Origin of the sequence: Paenibacillus sp. B2(2019) (assembly GCF_008370385.1) — a bacterium.
In the GTDB taxonomy this organism is placed as follows: Bacteria; Bacillota; Bacilli; order Paenibacillales; family Paenibacillaceae; genus Paenibacillus_AQ.
The window spans coordinates 136,633-152,830 of record NZ_VTZR01000021.1 but is presented as its reverse complement, the minus strand read 5'-3'; the positions used below and the strand labels follow the sequence as shown (position 1 = coordinate 152,830).

Sequence of the window (16,198 nt, the reverse complement as noted above, 5' to 3'; positions counted from 1 at the left end):
TCCTTTGTCTTTCGCATTATCCATTCATATCCATCGGTTTCTTGCGAATGTAAGAATTCATCGTCGTCTTCATCCACTGGATGTCCTCCCGGGTAATGAGCAGCCGGGGTAGTTTAACTTTTAAGGTGTACTTTATATTGAGAACAATGAAGAAGAATCGCAGGATTGCTGATGACAGCATCGCTATCCCTGCTCCGAGTAAGCCAAACTTAGGGATGAGCAGGAACAACATTGGGATAACCAAGAGTAAGCCAAAACCTTGAAGCATCGAAACAATTTTCGGCTTCCCTAGCGCCATAAAGGCCTGTGCCAGAATGATCGTCCCTCCGCTAATGGTCACTTCAAGGAGCAACAAGCGAAACACGGTTAATGCCGCATTGAAGTCTTTGCCGTACATCAACGGAATTACTAAAGGGGCTAAGAGCATCAGGACTACTCCGCCAAGCATGGTGAAGGTCGTACTTATTCGGAAGGCTTTGAATGTTAACTCAACTGCCTGTTCCTTTGACAGCTCAGAAGCCTTAGGAAACAACACGATCGTAATTGAGCTTGAGAAAAAATTAACCATTCGTGATAGACTCACAGCCACTACATACAGCCCCAGATCAGCAGGTCTTAACAAACCGGCAATTACGATCTGATCGATATAGGTAGAGAAATTGCCAAGCAAGTCGTTGCCGTAGGAACCAAGTCCGTAAGTAAACAATCTTTTTAAATTCTGATAGGCCCCTCTCATCTTCACCTTATAGGTACGAAGCAAGGAAATCGTCATTCCGATAAACAGCGGCGCTCCAGGAAGAAGATAGGCAACTGCAGTTGTAAATGGATTCATCTGATCCAGCGCGATCAATATCCCGATCATCGTCAGTGTAAGCAACGGCACTAGATAGCGAATCCAATTAAACCTCTTGTATTCACCTCTGAATTGAAAAGCTGCATTGTTAATTTGAGAGATCACTATAATCGGACACAGAATCATAGACCACTGAGCAAAGGTCACGACCTCCGGACTGAAGGATTTCAGCCAATAAGGCAAGACCACGATACCTATAATCATCGCTATGACCCCAAAAATGGTACCGAGCAGCAATGCCATACGATAAAGCACTCCGGCATCATCCGGGTTTTTCTTAGCGTTATAGATGAGAGCTGAAGGAATGCCAAAGCTCATGCTAAAGGCCAGAAACTGTGACCAGTTAATCATTGCCGTCTGTTCCCCACGACCTGTCGGTCCAAGATAACGGGCGGTCAGTACACCAGTTAACATGTTAATCAATAGGATCATGACACTGACAAACATAGTTTTTACGGCTGCCGAGCTGTTGTCCTTGCTCTTGGCGAACAATCTAAAAGATGACCAGATTGTTCTAGCGGGGAGAGATTTTGCATTCAACTGCTGCATACGGTGTTCCCTTCCTTCTACTTTGTGTGATCTCCCTTGCGCTGAGGCCAAGACCGATCAGCATCCAGATTAAGTATCCCTTGAGTCCGGGAAACCCATTATCTGATACCAAACTGACTATCGCACCGGTCCAAGTAGCAAGAGCAAGTCGGGCATATGGCTGCAATTGGTCCCTGCTGATTACTCTAGCGAATATCTGTTTGACAACTGCGCCTAAAGCTCCGAAGAAGAAAACAGCACCCAGAACACCAAAGGTAAGCAGTAAAGCGATAACTCCGTTATCCATAATTCCGTACTCTCCAAGCTCGCCGTCATTACCAAGCTTAGTCCCTTGGCCTACACTACCAATTCCCTGACCTACTGGATTGGCGGCGACCATCGGCAGCATGTTTTGCCATAAGCTTAGCCGTTCATTATAAGAGTGATCTTCTTGAACAGAAGAAAGTGTCTCTACCCGAGCAACCAGTCCTTCGGCACCTGGCAATTTCGGCACAACCCAGAACAACGCAGCAGCCACAAAAACTAATTGGATCAAGGTTTTCCACTTTCCCTTAGAAGAAGAGGTTCCAATGTACATGAGCAGCATCACCAGAAGTATCAGCCATGCCGCACGTACTAAAGTAGTCAGCAGGCAGATTACAACTAGCAGAACGCCGATCCAGCGCAATGTTCCCCGCCATTTTTTCTCCAGTATCATCGGAACTAAAGCAAACGCCAAGAATGTTGCAGCCGGTCCGGGCGAATTCAGCGTAGAGAACACTCGGATTTCCAATGGATATGGATTTCCGATGGACATCATATCCGCATGTTTCATCCAGAACACATCCCAAGGTGGCACCGTCAAATACTGAACAATCCCGTAAATGGCAACTAGGACTGCAATATTGGCAAAAGCGGTAAGCAATCGATCAATATCCTTCGGCTTGAACTTCGTGACGGCAAAGTACGGCACTAACAGCAGTGGCACAATATAATTCGCTAAGTCATAAACTGAGCCCATGCCATTCTTAGCCAAACCGATTAAAGCACCATAACCCAGCGCTACTGCGAACATTAACATGATCCGCGTGGAGGCTTTTTGAATATTATGAATCTCCTTCAGCAGCGGAATGATCAAGGTTACACCGGTTAACAAGGGAGCTAAGCTCAGCAAGGATACAGAGTGATACACTCCTTCTGACCAGTCAGCAATGCGGCGCAGCTCTGGAGCTACGGCCCAGATTAGCAAGGTATAAGCAACCAGCATTTTCGGTCTAAGTATGGCTAACAAGAAAGCTGGGAATAGGATGGCTGAGAGAATGGCTCCCTGCAGACTGTTCGATGAACTCAGCATCGCACTGGAGAAGCCGATGATCAGCGGAAGAGAGACAACTACAGCAGCAGTCCCCCCTATTAATCCAACTGTCTTGATGAACCTAAGTGATGGGGGCGTAAATACACTCATTCCAAGCCTCCTTCCTTCACCTTATCCCGCTTACGCAGTTCCTTAAGTAATAAAAGTAGAAATTGTGCATCGTCCACAAGATATCTTTTCCAGAGCCGGCCCGGCTCCTGGCTAAGCCGCCAGAACCATTCGAACCCTGTTTTTTGCATGAAGCTAGGTGCTCGTTTCACTGAGCCTGACAGAAAATCAAAGGTCGCTCCCACTCCGATCGATATCGGAGCTTGATAAGAGGTATAGTGGCGATAAATCCACTTTTCTTGCTTAGGCGCTCCTACACCAACAAACACGATATCTGGCTGGCACTCTGTCAGCATTTCTATAATGCGTTCATTCTCCTCCTCATTGTGCTCGAATCCATAGGATGGAGAATAACAGCCAACCACATTTATTCCGGGATGCGCTGTTTTTAGATTCATTGCTGCCCGTTCCGCCACGCCTTCAGCTGAGCCTAAGAAGAACAGCCGGTACTTCCTTTGCTCAAAGGCGTTGCCCAATCGATTAAATAGATCCGCGCCGGATACCTTCTGCTTAAGCGGCTTGCCTAGCATTTTGGATGCCCAGATCAGTGGCATTCCGTCAGCAACAACTGCCCCTGCCTTCGAATATACCGTTTGAAATTCTTTATCCTTACGAAGCTTGATCACATGATCTACATTGCAAGTGAGGATATAAGACTGATTCCTCTCCTGAATGGTTTTATCAATGTAATCAAGTAAATCCATGAAATCATAGTTATCAAAATTGACATCGAACATATTCACTTGATTCATCGTATCACTTCTTTTTGTGGGGAATCGGTTGGCTGTGAAGATCGATACAGGCAGTTCAGGTACCAACAGAACGGAATAATAAATTGGACCGTCGACAGCGTGTTATCGGAGAATGAGTAGATTAAAAACGCTGCAATAAATAACAGATAATAAGGTTTGATCGGTGAAGCCAATGCTCTGTACACCAGAATAAACACAGCCAATAAAGAGAACATCAACAGAATAGCGCCAATATATCCCCCATCGAAGTAAAAGCGGATATACTCGTTGTGCGGAACCACAAAACCTTTGTACAATGTTCCATCATTTGCTACCGTAACCGCACCAAGCCCTCTACCAGACCAAGGAGAATCTGCAGCTTTGTTCAAGAAATACTCCCATGCCTCCGACCTTCCTGATAAATCTACAGCCGTATCTGTCTGTCTCTCAAAGGAACGTTTCTCAAAATTATCGAGCTGCCAGAAGACGGCGACCATAATCAGGAAAAATGCACCCATTAACGGAATTAGCAGATAGGTTCTGCCCTTCAAATATTGGCGAAGAATATCATAGAAGTAATAGAGAACGGTAAGTCCAAGTGCCAATATAGGCCCTCTTGTTCCTGTTCCAATCAAGATAAAGAAATTTAGAACTAACATGATATAGAAAAAGCGTGCTTGCTGCGGATTCCGCTTCACCTCTATAAATGGAATCGCTACTCCCATAAAGGCCAGCATCGCTAGATGCGCAGGAATATTAGCCCCCTGAATCCGTACAGCGCCTGTATACTCGATGTTGAGAAAATTATGAACATGCGCAAGCTGCAGCAACAAACCAACCACTACACTAACAAGGGGAAGCATACAGATAATTTTGATTTGCAGCTCGGCTACATTCTTTTTCCAGTTAATTAATAAAAATACGAATGGAATCGATAGACCGATAAAAGCTTTAACTGCAATGGATGAGGTCATTTCCGGCAGCCAGATCGAAGATCCAAAGGTAATCACTAGCAGCGCTACCATTGCCCACAAGGGGTGACTCAGACGAAACCGCAAGCCATTGACCAGAATACAAGGAACAAGCAGCATCACGATAACCAATTTATAAAGTGACAGTATCTCCATTCCGAACATGCTGCCGTCATATAAGAAGTTAATCGATATTGCCGTCGTGATTAGAACGAAATAACTGATCAGTTCAGGCCGTGAAATCGAGATTCCCAGCAAAATAATCAGAAGCACGGCAGCTATCGCAATCATCGGCTGGTAGATGACCGCCGTTCCAAAGAACAGGGCCGACATGAGATAGAGCATCCCGTATGGCAAAACATTTAATTTGGAGCCCCACTCAAAATTTGTCATGTTAATCCCTCACCCCGCTGCGGAATGCCTCTCCCGATTGAGAATCATATGAAGCGTTCCACGAATACTCTCCAGCCTGCATTTGTTCAAAAGCCTTCTTCCTTTGCTCCTTGAGAGAATAGAATCAGCCAGGATATACACGAGCTTAGCGGCTGTCTTTCCCACTAGAATTAGCTTGCCTTTTAACCCTTCGCTTTTCATAGCGTTAGAAATACCTTGGCTATAATAGCGCCTCATAATCCAGTCTTCCGTCAAACGGGCCGCCGGAACGAAATGGTCAACCGCCATTTCCGGATGGTAGAGGATGGAATGCCCTTCTTTTTGAATCTGTCCGAATAACCAGGTCTCTTCACCGGAGAGTAGAGAATCACCCTTTCTTCCGAGATCCAGGGGAAAAAGACTGATGTCGAATACGAGCTTCCGCATCGCCATATTGGCCCCACAAGGATGAAGTTGCTTGGGATATTCCTTAATCCGGCTACCTAAATCAACAATCGTATACGGAAGCTCAAAGGGTTTAATCAACCAGTCCGGACGTTTACTTTCGAATATCGGAGCGATTTTGCCTCCCATAGCCATGACCTCCGGTTTACTCTCGAAAGTACTGACAATCGTTGTTATCCAACGCTGGCAAGGTATCGCATCATCATCGAGAAAGGCAATCAGCGGCGATTTGGAAGCCAGAATTCCTGTATTTCTAGCCGCTGAAAGCCCCTGCATCGGCTCCATCATGTAGCGGATATCCACATCAGCTCCATGCTTTCCTATAAACTTTTTGACGCAAGCTTCAGTATCATCCTTGGAACAGTTATCCACAACAATGATCTCCGCCTGCTCTAAGTGATCCAGCTTTAAAAGTGACTGAAGCGTCTTGATCAATAAAGGTGCTCTGTTGTAGGTACAGATGATAATGGAAAGCTTAGGAACGTCTCCGTATTCACGCATCGGCATTCACCTAATTTCCACATTATTAATAAGCATCTTTTGAACCGAGTAACATCAGTCCGGTTTTAGCAATGATTTTTAGATCCAGCATGGTGCTCCGAATATGGATGTAGGTTAAGTCCAGCTGTACCATTTCGTCGAAGCCGACACTGTTTCGGGCATTTACTTGCCAATATCCGGTACAGCCTGGTGTAACCGTCAAACGCTGTTTGTCATATTCCGTATACTGAGCCACCTCTTCAGGCAGCGGAGGACGAGGACCGACCAGACTCATTTGACCTATCAGCACATTCCACAGCTGAGGCAGCTCATCGATGCTCGTCTTGCGCAAGAATCTCCCTATTTGTGTGATCCGCGGATCGTTCTTAATCTTGAACATGGCACCGCTCACTTCGTTATAGGCCATCAGGTTTTCTTTTAACTCCTCAGCGTTACTAACCATGGATCTGAACTTATACATCGGGAATTGCTTTTCATTCTTCCCAACCCGGTTTTGCCGAAAGAACACCTTTCCTTTCGGATCCTCCAGCTTGATCAGAATCGCCACGACAACAAATAATGGCATTAACACGAGAAGACCAAGAGCGGAAAAAAAGATATCGATCATCCGTTTCATTATCAAATAGGACTCTGCTTCTTTCCTTCTCTCATCGGTATGCAGCATGTAAAGTTTCGGCAGGACCGCCTCGTAGTCTTCCGGCAGTTTTTGCATGCTCATCCTCCTCATCTAAAATTTTGCGAACTCAACTTAACTACTCAAGCTGGTTTGTCCCATTTTATTCAGCCATTCCGACATTGCATCCATCACCGGATAGCGCAAATCTTCGCTCTGCAGTGCAAATTCAAGTGTTGTCAAAATATATCCAAGCCGTTCGCCGACATCATATCTTGTTCCGTCAAAATTATAGGCATATACCCGTTCACTCTGATTCAGCTTCTGAATGGCATCTGTCAATTGGATCTCTCCGCCAGCGCCTTCTTCCATCAAATCAAGATACTTAAAGATCTTCGGAGTAAACACATAACGGCCCATGATTGCCAGATTGGAAGGTGCCGTACCTAGTGGCGGCTTCTCTACAAAATTGTTAACCCGATACAATTTACCATCCTGCAAATCGGGTTCAATAATACCGTAACGATTCGTGAATTCATCAGGAATCTCTTGAACTCCGATAACCGAGTTTTGTGTTTCTTCATATTGATCGATCAGCTGCTTGAGGCAAGGTACGGCTCCTGTGACGATATCATCGCCTAACATGACACCAAATGGCTCATCACCGATAAACCGTCTTGCACACCATACGGCATGCCCCAGACCCTTTGGTTCTTTCTGGCGGATATAGTGAATTTCTACCTTGGCTGAACGCTGAACCTCTTTAAGCAGATCCAGCTTTCCATCTTCCAGAAGCCTAGACTCCAGCTCAAACGCATTATCAAAATGATCTTCAATGGCTCTTTTACCTTTACCAGTAACAATGATGATATCTTCAATACCGGAAGCAATAGCCTCCTCCACAATGTATTGAATGGTTGGTTTATTGATAATCGGAAGCATTTCTTTAGGCATGGCTTTCGTTGCAGGAAGAAAGCGCGTACCTAGTCCTGCCGCGGGTATGATTACTTTTTTCACCTTTTTCATCGCACTTTTCCTCCTAAAAGTTTTGTGAGCATTAGCTTCAATAATTTGACTTCGAGCAAAACTTACTTCGAAAGCATAAACATTTACTTCGCCTGGTTCATGGCAATTCCGATTAGATTAGAGCCGGTCTGTTCAAGCAGCGTCTTCGCTTTGCGAATCGATTCCCGTTTGGACTTTCCGTATCTGGCCACCAGGATCACGCCGTCCGCTTGAGGTGCCAATATACGAGCATCACTGAAATCGACTGCCGAAGGAGAATCCAGCAGGATCAGATCGTAGTTTTCTTTTAGTTCCTCAAGCAAAGCGGTCATTTTGGGGTTACCTAGCAAATCCGGCGGACTAACATGCGTTTTACCCGCCGGGATGACCGAAAGATTGGCCAAATTTCCGAGGACAGCGATGTTATCCACCTCCTCTTGCCCACTTAAATAAGCCGCAAGCCCGTCACTACCCTCTACTTCAAACACTGTATGAAGACCGGGATGTCGCAGATTGCAGTCCACCACCGCTACCTTCTTGCCATCCTGGACGAAAGACACCGCTAGATTTGACAAAATCGTCGTCTTGCCTGCTCCAGCTTCTGCTGACGTAAAGAGTAGCACTTTTCCTCCGCTACCCTGCGCTATTCCAAGCTGGCGTATATATGTGCGTAGCGATCGGAACGATTCCGAGATATGCGAGGATGGATTAACGTCCGTAACCAGACTCTTATTTAGCCGTAACATAAGCACCCTCCTTCACTCTTGTGTTGCCGCCTGCTGCCTTACCCATATCGCGTTTACGAATGGTTGCGATCGAAGCAATTACCGGAAGACCAAGGTCATATTCCGCTTCCTTTTCAGACCTTAATGTGCCGTTAAGAGTTTCCATCAGCAAAATAATTCCTAGGGCAGCCATAAGCGATACTACAAAGCTGATGATGAGATTCATCGCAAACCCGCCGTTCGAGGGCCCTGGAACATCAGTCGGATCGGCCGGTGTCAGCAAGGTAACATTGTCTACCCTCATCAGCGATGGCAATTCACGAATGAATGTCTGCGAAACCGCATTTACGATCCCGGCAGCTTTGGTGTAGTTTTCATCCTGAACATTGAGGTTGATCACCTGGCTCTTCTCTGAAGTTTTAATCTCAAGCTTCTGACTTAGTTCATCAGCCGTCAGACCAAACTCCGGGTGATTTTCTATTACGCTTTTCATGATGGTCGGTGATTTCATAATTTCCTTGTAACTCTCAATTAAATTCAGGCTAAAGCTCAAATCGTTAAGATTGTTGCTCTCGGGAGCCTTGGCAATATTGTTGACAAGCAGCTGTCCGGAAGCGGAATAGACGGGTTCAACGAAGTTTTTACTAACGTAGTAAGTCGTAGCACAGGAGATTAAAACGAACACCATGATGAGCCAAAACCTTTTTTTAATCAGGTTAATGTAATCCAGAATCGTCTTTTCCACAGTAACCCTCCTTCCGCTAAAATTACATTCTGAAAGCATTCATGAAAGTTTCAGTTGTTGCTTTAATTCTATCAATCCACACCATTCGCCACATGGCTCATACCATCACTTTCCTCTTCACTTTGGAGTAAGACGTTGTACTCCTTAAGAGGGGGGTGGGGTATACTTTAGCGCCATATTTAGGGCTAATTTAAGTTTTGACGCACAAAAAAACACGGACATCCAGTCCGTGTTTATGTACAATGCTTATAAATTAGTTCAACTTTCACTCATAAGACATTTCATATTTGGTCAATCCGACAGCATTTGCGTAAAGCGCTGCCTGTGTACGATCTGCCACCTGTAATTTCGCTAAAATCTGACTGACATGCTTTTTCACTGTAAATTCACTAATAAAAAGACGTGAGGCAATTTCTCTGTTGCAAGCGCCCTGTCCTAGTTCGATTAAGACTTCCTTCTCTTTCGGGGTCAATTCATCTGTCGGACTGCTTTCACTCATTCGCATCTTATCTTCCATCAGACCAGGATCATAATACTTTCTTCCTTTATGGACCAACTGGATAGCAAATAGTAACTCTTCTGGCAATGCCTCTTTCAGTACATATCCGTCTACCAGCACTTCCTCAGCTTTCAGAAAATCCTCTCTGCTTGCAGATGATGTCAGCAGAATAAACTTACTAACGATTCCACGAGCACGCGCTTTCTTGATGACATCAAGTCCTGATTCATCCGCTAGTTTAAGATCAATGAGTACAAGGTCAGGCTGCGTCTCCTCAATCACAAGAAGCGCTTCTTGGCCGTTCGTCGCCTCTCCAGCAAACTTCACATTCGGTTGCATCGAAATAACGGATGCCAGCCCTCTTCTAACTAGAGGATGATCATCTACAATGACGATTTTCATTAGAAACGACCTCCCGCCCTAAAGTTTATGCATTCTTTAATTCAGCTACACCCACAGGAATGGAAATCAAGATTCTCGTTCCCATATTTTCATTACTGGACAGCTGGAAGTCGCCACCTAGCGACTGCGTCAAATATTGCATATTCTTCATGCCAAGCCCACTCGCACTATCTTCGGATTCAATCCATAACAAATCAGTATCAAAACCAACACCATTATCACAAATCAATAATCGAATCCAAGTCGGCTTCAGAGACAGTTCTACATCCACTCGACTGGCAGCACCATGCCTGATGGCATTACCAGTGGCTTCGGAGATAATTCGAAAAAGCGCCTTGTGGTAAGGATAAGGGAGACTGAAATCATCTCCCGTTATTTTTAATTCAATATCAACATCATTTAATCTGGATAAGCTCTTCAAATGTGATCTTACCATACCGAGCCATGTAGGCCCGCCACTCTTCTTGGAGCTAAGACTGTAGATCGTGATCCGCAGTTCTTTAGCAACCTTTGTAGCAGAGTCATGAATAAGCTCAATTTGTTCTTCTAGCTCATGATCTGACATTCTCTTCCACGATTCCTTCAGCGAATGCGTCGCATACACAATACCAAAAAGGCTCTGGGATACACTGTCGTGCATTTCATCCGCAATCCGGTTCTGTTCGTTCGTGATGATCAACCGGTTCTCAATCACACCAAGCTCATGCCTTTCAAGAATATTCGCACTTAGCTCAGATAAGAATATCAATTGTTGAATATACCATCTGCGGCCTTCCAGCCCCTCTGTAGACTCCAGCTTGAGTCCAATCATCCCTACAAATCGGGTGCTCATCCGTACAGGCATCAGCAGGAAATCTCCTAATCCCGGAAGATTTCTAAAAATAGGCTCTCGCTGCAATCTCCATTCATGTTCATGTTTTCCCAGTTCTGAGAATAAGAACTGTTCCTCTTCCTGCTGCCAGCCGGTCTGCCTGCTCTGCGGTGCTGGTTCTCCGCTTTTCTTGGCGAACCAAAACAAAGCCTTATCCAGCTTCGTTAGCTTAACAACATAATCGGTGATCACTTGACCGATATTCATGAAATCATGTTGGCTTGAGGTTTCCACGATATGGTACAGCGATTTGATATGCTCCATCGTCTCTTTCGTGCGAGCATTCGATTCTTCACGTTGCCGCTTCATCCGATTAACGATCTGCATTATTATAACCGTAAGTACCAGTGTTAGAAACAGATTCCCATTTACAAATACAATTTCCAAAAAAGTTTTGTTCGCAGAATTGATAAAAAAATAACAGAGCACCGCAAAAATACTGATGTAACTTAAAAGCAGCGACCATCCAAAATAAATGGACAATGAGCCCGCAGCAATCAATACAGGGTTTAGCACATAGAGCCTAAAGGAACTCTCGTACCCACCGGTAAACAAGGTCAATGCAATAATTCCCACCATCTCTATACTAACAGCCAGGACGAGGGTCTTTGGCCTGCTTCGTAACCTCCGATAAAAAAATAAGAACGTTTGTGCAAACAGAAAGAGTATGGCTATAACAAGGGATTTATAAATTACGGAAGGTCCCGTTTTATCTAGAAGATACATGAGCGATGTGAGGGACAAAGAGAAGTACCTGTAATACTCAATCAGTTTGTCTTCTGCAGTTGGTTTGATTTTCATCCCACCACCCTATTCTCCAGTTTTTTTGGAAAATGCGAGATTGTACTGTGCTCGATAAAAGCATCATACATGAGAAAAATCACAATAACAAGTTGACATCTTCCATGTTTGCGCTTCCATTTGAAAAATAGTTACAAAAAATTTATTATTTTTTTAGAAGGTTTTATACCTAAAATTTGTCATTTTATCCACTATAGTTATTAAGAACTAACGTATTTATGTAATATTAACCCATAATTTTCAACATATCTTATAAAACGACAACAATTATACAATTATAACAATTCTCATTGGGACTCTAGTAGTATGATGTCGATTTAAATGTTACTACGACAAAGCTGTGGCGCAATCCCCATATACTTTTTAAATAAACGTGAAAAATAGAATGGATCATTATAATGAAGCATGCCCGATATTTCTTTCACTTGTAATGAGGTGTTGAGAAGCAGCTTTTTGGCCTCAGCCATTTTAAGACGGTGAATATATTCATGAAGCGGATACCCGCTACTACGCCGAACAAGACGACGAAGGGTAGACATCGAGATATGATGTTTTGCCGCAATTTGCTCTAGGTCCATTTCACCATAAATGCATAAATTCAGGTCCTCCCGAATCTGACGCATATAATCCGCCTGAGCATTCCAACTTTTTTCTTCTATTATAAAAGAACACTCCAATAGCATCCTTTCAACGAGTAGTGAGGCCCGATCCGCATCTGCAGGTTCTCCACTCTCCATTCGTTGTAGTACCTCTTCAAATAAGGTCGAAAGACCCATGATCGAATTCGCTTGGAACACATTCCCGCCAGCGATTAGACCCGACTCCAGCCATTCCGATACACGTGTCCCATTAAAATTAATATAATACTCATCCCAGCTCCCTCCAGGTGGTGGGCCGAAATTGTAACTGTATCCTGGGCGAAAAAAGAATAAGCTGCCTTCACGCACCTGCTGTTCTTTCCCCGAAGTCTCCATATAGGTGCCACCACCTGATACTATGTAAACAATAGCCCAGTGTTCAAAAACTACGCCTGAACGGAATAACGTTCTTCCAGGCAAATGGCCAGCTTGTCCTACTCTAATATTTTTAAGCTTCAGCTTAGAGGACTCAACCTTCGGATCAATAATTCGTATTGGAAATGGACTGATCATATAATCCATGCGCTTGGACATTATAGACATTCCCCCCTCTGTTTAGTAGTGATAAGGTTATTGTGAAGTTGATCATATTCTACATGAATAAGAGGTGTCCACACTATGCTTAATCATTCTACACTACTGCTTCTGCCTAATCCGCGTGAAATCACATTGTCACAAGACTCATACCGTTTCCCAATAAGCGGAAGCATTGTGCTTCCTAGTACGGGAGAGCAAAGTTCAATGCCTGCTGCACAAAAGCTGCAAGCTGTGATTAAACAAGCCTTAAATCTTCATTTGACCTTATCTATTGGCACACGTCCAACGGTTGTATCCGCTTGTATCTTTAGCTATGTGCCGTCATTATCTGAGCAGGCATACGAAATAGTTATTGATCAGAGCGGTATCGTTGTCTCCTATAGTTCACCTGTCGGTGCCTTCTACGCAGTAGCCACTCTGAAACAAATCATAGAACAAAGTGGCAGATCTATTCCTCATCTGCATATTCGCGATGAACCTGATTTTGGAGCTAGAGGGATAACCGTTGATATCAGCCGCAATAAAATTCCAAAGCAAGAAACCTTGTACCGAATCATTGACCTTATGGCAGATCTGAAGATGAACCAGCTTCAGCTATATATAGAAGGTACGCCGTTCGCGTACGAATCTTTCCCTCAAGTGTGGGAGCTTGAGACTCCAATCACAGGAGAGGAAATCTTGCTTCTAGATGCCTACTGTAAGGCGCGTTATATTGAGCTTGTTCCAAACCAGAACAGCTTTGGACATATGGAAGGCTGGCTTTCCCGTCCTGAATTCAATGATTTAGCCGAAATTCCAGAGGGATTTATGCTTCCCAAGGAATTGTACATGGGGGATGTATATCCAGAAGGACTATTCATGCATCCCGGTACGTTTGATACCGAAGATCCTGCCGTGCTCCCTCTGCTAGAAAAAATGTTCGACGATCTGCTTCCATACTTCTCCTCTAATCAATTTAATGTAGGCTGTGATGAGACGTATGAGCTTGGTCTTGGCAAAAGCAAAGCGCTGGCTGAATCACAAGGTAAAGGTCAGATCTATTTATCTTTTCTTCAGAAGATTTATGAGCTTGTTACGAAACGCGGCAAGACGATGCAATTCTGGGGCGATATTATTATCCAACATCCCGAACTGATCCCTCACCTGCCTAAAGATATTATTGCTATGGAATGGGGTTACAGTGCGGAACATCCTTTTGAGTCGGATACCCTCAAATTCCGTGAAGCAGGCATTCCTTTCTATGTCTGCCCAGGTACCAGCTCATGGAACTCCATTACAGGGCGTAGCGACAATATGTTTGCCAATCTGCGTAGTGCAGCTATTCATGGCAAAAATAATGGTTCTATCGGCTATCTCATTACCGATTGGGGTGATCACGGGCATTGGCAGCATCTCCCAATCAGCTACACTGGATATGTTTATGGTGCTGCGCTTTCCTGGAATGTAGATAACAATCTAGATGTAGACACTGCAAAATATTTAAATACATTCATCTTCGCGGATCGTTCCGAGGGTATTGGTCAATTACTTCTCGATCTCGGCAATTACTATCAGCTTGAATCCGAGATTATTCGTTCAAATGATACGGAAATGTCCCTGCTTCTTCGTACTAATCTCGACAATTTGTTAATTGTAGAGAAACTTACCGAAGAGCATTTCAACAATCTCGAAGAATACATGCTCTCTATAGAGGCACGTCTCTCGGGGCTTGATCTTCAATGTGCTGATGCTGATCTTGTTCTTAAGGAACTGAGTAACGGAATCCATTTTGTGAAGCACGCTGTGCAGCTTGGAAGAACTAAACTGCTGCTGGCATCCGCGCCAGATTCGATTGACCCTAATCTGATTACGGAGCAAATCAATGATTTGAATGTTCTTCTTCATCAATATCGTCTATTGTGGACCGAGCGCAACCGACTCGGTGGCTTAGATCAAAGTATTTGGAGACTTCTACGTCTTAGAGGTCAATACGAAGCATTGAAATCAAAGTAATTTCCTTATCATAGCTGCAATTGGCGAGTCGAACGTTGAATTCAACGTTTCCGACTCGCTAAGCGCAGCTCTTCATATTGATTTTCAAGCATTTCCCGCTCCCGCTTTTCATGCTTTTCTCTGCCAATTCCCTCTTTCATGCTTTCCTCATCCTCATAGATTTGCCACAGATCAGAGAACAAATAATCTTTGATTTCTACTGTTTTTCCATTCAATATCCCATTGGTCCAAATAAGTCCCGCAGAGGTACGCATCACAATGCGGCCGTCTGGCGTTTCAGCCTTTTGCCCCATTCGAATAGTCATAAGCATTTGTCCAAAAGTATAACACTCCATTCGTCCTTAAACCTCCTAAATTTTAGTTGTAATGGAATAAAGAGAAGGATATAATCAGGGCGAAAGAACCAGTTTTTTTGCAATTTTATTGTAGGAGGGATGCAATGGATTGGCTAAATGATTACGAAGAAGAACTCCGCTTAGTATTTCAAGAAAGTAGAAAGATCATCTCCGAATTTCCTGAGCCTCTAAATTCACAAGGCATGTCCTATCTTGAACATTTTAACGTATTCAATGCGGAAAGCCACAAAAATTACATATGTTATCTATTGCCCTTTTGGCTTCAGAAAAGCTGTGGGCTCTCAGCAGAAATTACCCGTCAAATGTCGATGGGCAATGTCTTCTTCATGCTATATTTTTTCATACAGGATGACCTGATGGACAGCAAAGAATCCTCTACATACGAAAGATTACCTTTAGCGAACCTACTCTATGTTGAATTTTTGAATATCTACAGACTTTTATTTCCGAATGACTCCTCTTTCTGGACATCGTTCAATCGTTATATCGCTCAATGGGCAGACAGTGTTAGTAATGAAACCACCAGTGATTATTTTCTTAATGATCGGATCAAGATCCCTTATAAAGCCAGTCCGCTCAAACTATCCAGCACCGCTGCCCTTCTGCTATCTGGTAAGGATTCTCTTGTACCGCAGTCTGAGGAAATGATCGACTCTGTTCTGCTTACACTGCAAATGCTTGACGACTATGAAGACTGGAACGAAGATTTATCAGAAGGCAGCTATAATTGTCTCCTCTCACTCACACGAAGCTATCTATCCACTGATAAAGCAACCACACTCACATCAAAAGAGGTCGAATTCTTCCTGTTTACAGCAAACGGACTACGTACCTATGCTGAGCTAGCGCAGGATACGCATCGCAAAGTAATGGCTTCCAGCTTAGATATACCTCATCTCCTAGCATTCCACTCCATGTTGGTGACGAACTTACAACAGATCTCAGATTCTATCGAAGCAGAAAAGCAGCTTTTACAAGGTGGAGGCTTGTTTTATTATTTGTCAAAAAATATACAATAATTCTATTATTTTGTAATAAAAAGAATAGTATTAGCACAATTGCTATGTTATATTATTAAAGGTAAATATATACATTTTGGAAAGGGTGATT

At 43.8% G+C, this 16,198-nt stretch carries 15 protein-coding genes; 2 read left to right on the top strand and 13 right to left on the bottom strand.

All coding sequences use genetic code 11. From position 1 onward, the window contains the following. Positions 1 to 16 precede the first annotated feature (16 nt). The 12 genes from PAENI_RS19845 to PAENI_RS19790 all read right to left on the bottom strand — a co-directional run bounded on the left by PAENI_RS19845 (position 17) and on the right by PAENI_RS19790 (position 12,737). On the bottom strand, positions 17 to 1,402 hold the full coding sequence (locus PAENI_RS19845; protein WP_149646464.1) for an oligosaccharide flippase family protein: 1,386 nt from the start codon (positions 1,400 to 1,402) through the stop codon (positions 17 to 19). Beyond that, positions 1,368 to 2,846, bottom strand: a complete 1,479-nt coding sequence (locus PAENI_RS19840; RefSeq protein ID WP_149646463.1) for an O-antigen ligase family protein — start codon at positions 2,844 to 2,846, stop codon at positions 1,368 to 1,370. Before PAENI_RS19840 ends, PAENI_RS19845 begins: the two co-directional genes overlap by 35 nt. Further along, the gene (locus tag PAENI_RS19835; protein ID WP_042124436.1) at positions 2,843 to 3,616 is read right to left on the bottom strand and encodes a WecB/TagA/CpsF family glycosyltransferase; all 774 of its coding nucleotides are present in this window, start codon (positions 3,614 to 3,616) and stop codon (positions 2,843 to 2,845) included. Before PAENI_RS19835 ends, PAENI_RS19840 begins: the two co-directional genes overlap by 4 nt. Further along, on the bottom strand, positions 3,613 to 4,959 hold the full coding sequence (locus tag PAENI_RS19830; RefSeq protein ID WP_149646462.1) for an O-antigen ligase family protein: 1,347 nt from the start codon (positions 4,957 to 4,959) through the stop codon (positions 3,613 to 3,615). Before PAENI_RS19830 ends, PAENI_RS19835 begins: the two co-directional genes overlap by 4 nt. Before the next feature lie 9 nt (positions 4,960 to 4,968). After that, entirely contained in the window at positions 4,969 to 5,910 is a 942-nt protein-coding gene (locus PAENI_RS19825; RefSeq protein ID WP_262495661.1) for a glycosyltransferase family 2 protein, read from the bottom strand. Positions 5,911 to 5,929: 19 nt separating this feature from the next. Beyond that, positions 5,930 to 6,622 carry a sugar transferase gene (locus tag PAENI_RS19820; protein ID WP_042124430.1) on the bottom strand — a complete coding sequence of 231 codons (693 nt, stop codon included), beginning with the start codon at positions 6,620 to 6,622 and terminating at the stop codon, positions 5,930 to 5,932. A 30-nt stretch (positions 6,623 to 6,652) separates the two neighbouring features. Beyond that, entirely contained in the window at positions 6,653 to 7,543 is an 891-nt protein-coding gene (gene galU / locus PAENI_RS19815) for a UTP--glucose-1-phosphate uridylyltransferase GalU (RefSeq protein WP_036676615.1), read from the bottom strand. 83 nt (positions 7,544 to 7,626) lie between these two features. Continuing rightward, positions 7,627 to 8,268 (bottom strand): CpsD/CapB family tyrosine-protein kinase, encoded by a 642-nt coding sequence (locus PAENI_RS19810; protein ID WP_149646461.1) that lies wholly within the window; start codon positions 8,266 to 8,268, stop codon positions 7,627 to 7,629. Continuing rightward, complete coding sequence (locus PAENI_RS19805; RefSeq protein ID WP_149646460.1) at positions 8,252 to 8,992, bottom strand: YveK family protein; 741 nt, start codon at positions 8,990 to 8,992, stop codon at positions 8,252 to 8,254. Before PAENI_RS19805 ends, PAENI_RS19810 begins: the two co-directional genes overlap by 17 nt. Positions 8,993 to 9,257: 265 nt before the next feature. After that, positions 9,258 to 9,893 (bottom strand): response regulator, encoded by a 636-nt coding sequence (locus PAENI_RS19800; RefSeq protein ID WP_042185164.1) that lies wholly within the window; start codon positions 9,891 to 9,893, stop codon positions 9,258 to 9,260. A gap of 25 nt (positions 9,894 to 9,918) precedes the next feature. Next, positions 9,919 to 11,343: a sensor histidine kinase gene (locus tag PAENI_RS19795; protein WP_262495660.1), complete on the bottom strand. Its 1,425-nt coding sequence runs from the start codon at positions 11,341 to 11,343 to the stop codon at positions 9,919 to 9,921. A gap of 539 nt (positions 11,344 to 11,882) precedes the next feature. Further along, complete coding sequence (locus PAENI_RS19790) at positions 11,883 to 12,737, bottom strand: AraC family transcriptional regulator (protein WP_188114624.1); 855 nt, start codon at positions 12,735 to 12,737, stop codon at positions 11,883 to 11,885. 84 nt (positions 12,738 to 12,821) lie between these two features. Between PAENI_RS19790 and PAENI_RS19785 the strand changes: the two genes are divergently transcribed. Next, entirely contained in the window at positions 12,822 to 14,732 is a 1,911-nt protein-coding gene (locus tag PAENI_RS19785; RefSeq protein WP_149646458.1) for a family 20 glycosylhydrolase, read from the top strand. 41 nt (positions 14,733 to 14,773) lie between these two features. Here the strand turns inward: PAENI_RS19785 and PAENI_RS19780 are convergent, their stop codons facing one another. Next, positions 14,774 to 15,067, bottom strand: a complete 294-nt coding sequence (locus PAENI_RS19780) for a hypothetical protein (RefSeq protein ID WP_076283892.1) — start codon at positions 15,065 to 15,067, stop codon at positions 14,774 to 14,776. Positions 15,068 to 15,171: 104 nt separating this feature from the next. Between PAENI_RS19780 and PAENI_RS19775 the strand changes: the two genes are divergently transcribed. Next, on the top strand, positions 15,172 to 16,107 hold the full coding sequence (locus PAENI_RS19775) for a hypothetical protein (RefSeq protein WP_149646457.1): 936 nt from the start codon (positions 15,172 to 15,174) through the stop codon (positions 16,105 to 16,107). Positions 16,108 to 16,198 lie beyond the last annotated feature (91 nt).

Bases quoted from the DNA above. Each gene is read 5' to 3' on its own strand.
- PAENI_RS19845 (WP_149646464.1), bottom strand. From the start codon at position 1,402: ATGCAGCAGTTGAATGCAAAATCTCTCCCCGCTAGAACAATCTGGTCA.
- PAENI_RS19840 (WP_149646463.1), bottom strand. From the start codon at position 2,846: ATGAGTGTATTTACGCCCCCATCACTTAGGTTCATCAAGACAGTTGGA.
- PAENI_RS19835 (WP_042124436.1), bottom strand. From the start codon at position 3,616: ATGAATCAAGTGAATATGTTCGATGTCAATTTTGATAACTATGATTTC.
- PAENI_RS19830 (WP_149646462.1), bottom strand. From the start codon at position 4,959: ATGACAAATTTTGAGTGGGGCTCCAAATTAAATGTTTTGCCATACGGG.
- PAENI_RS19825 (WP_262495661.1), bottom strand. From the start codon at position 5,910: ATGCCGATGCGTGAATACGGAGACGTTCCTAAGCTTTCCATTATCATC.
- PAENI_RS19820 (WP_042124430.1), bottom strand. From the start codon at position 6,622: ATGAGCATGCAAAAACTGCCGGAAGACTACGAGGCGGTCCTGCCGAAA.
- galU (WP_036676615.1), bottom strand. From the start codon at position 7,543: ATGAAAAAGGTGAAAAAAGTAATCATACCCGCGGCAGGACTAGGTACG.
- PAENI_RS19810 (WP_149646461.1), bottom strand. From the start codon at position 8,268: ATGTTACGGCTAAATAAGAGTCTGGTTACGGACGTTAATCCATCCTCG.
- PAENI_RS19800 (WP_042185164.1), bottom strand. From the start codon at position 9,893: ATGAAAATCGTCATTGTAGATGATCATCCTCTAGTTAGAAGAGGGCTG.
- PAENI_RS19795 (WP_262495660.1), bottom strand. From the start codon at position 11,343: ATGGTGGGAATTATTGCATTGACCTTGTTTACCGGTGGGTACGAGAGT.
- PAENI_RS19790 (WP_188114624.1), bottom strand. From the start codon at position 12,737: ATGTCCAAGCGCATGGATTATATGATCAGTCCATTTCCAATACGAATT.
- PAENI_RS19785 (WP_149646458.1), top strand. From the start codon at position 12,822: ATGCTTAATCATTCTACACTACTGCTTCTGCCTAATCCGCGTGAAATC.
- PAENI_RS19780 (WP_076283892.1), bottom strand. From the start codon at position 15,067: ATGGAGTGTTATACTTTTGGACAAATGCTTATGACTATTCGAATGGGG.
- PAENI_RS19775 (WP_149646457.1), top strand. From the start codon at position 15,172: ATGGATTGGCTAAATGATTACGAAGAAGAACTCCGCTTAGTATTTCAA.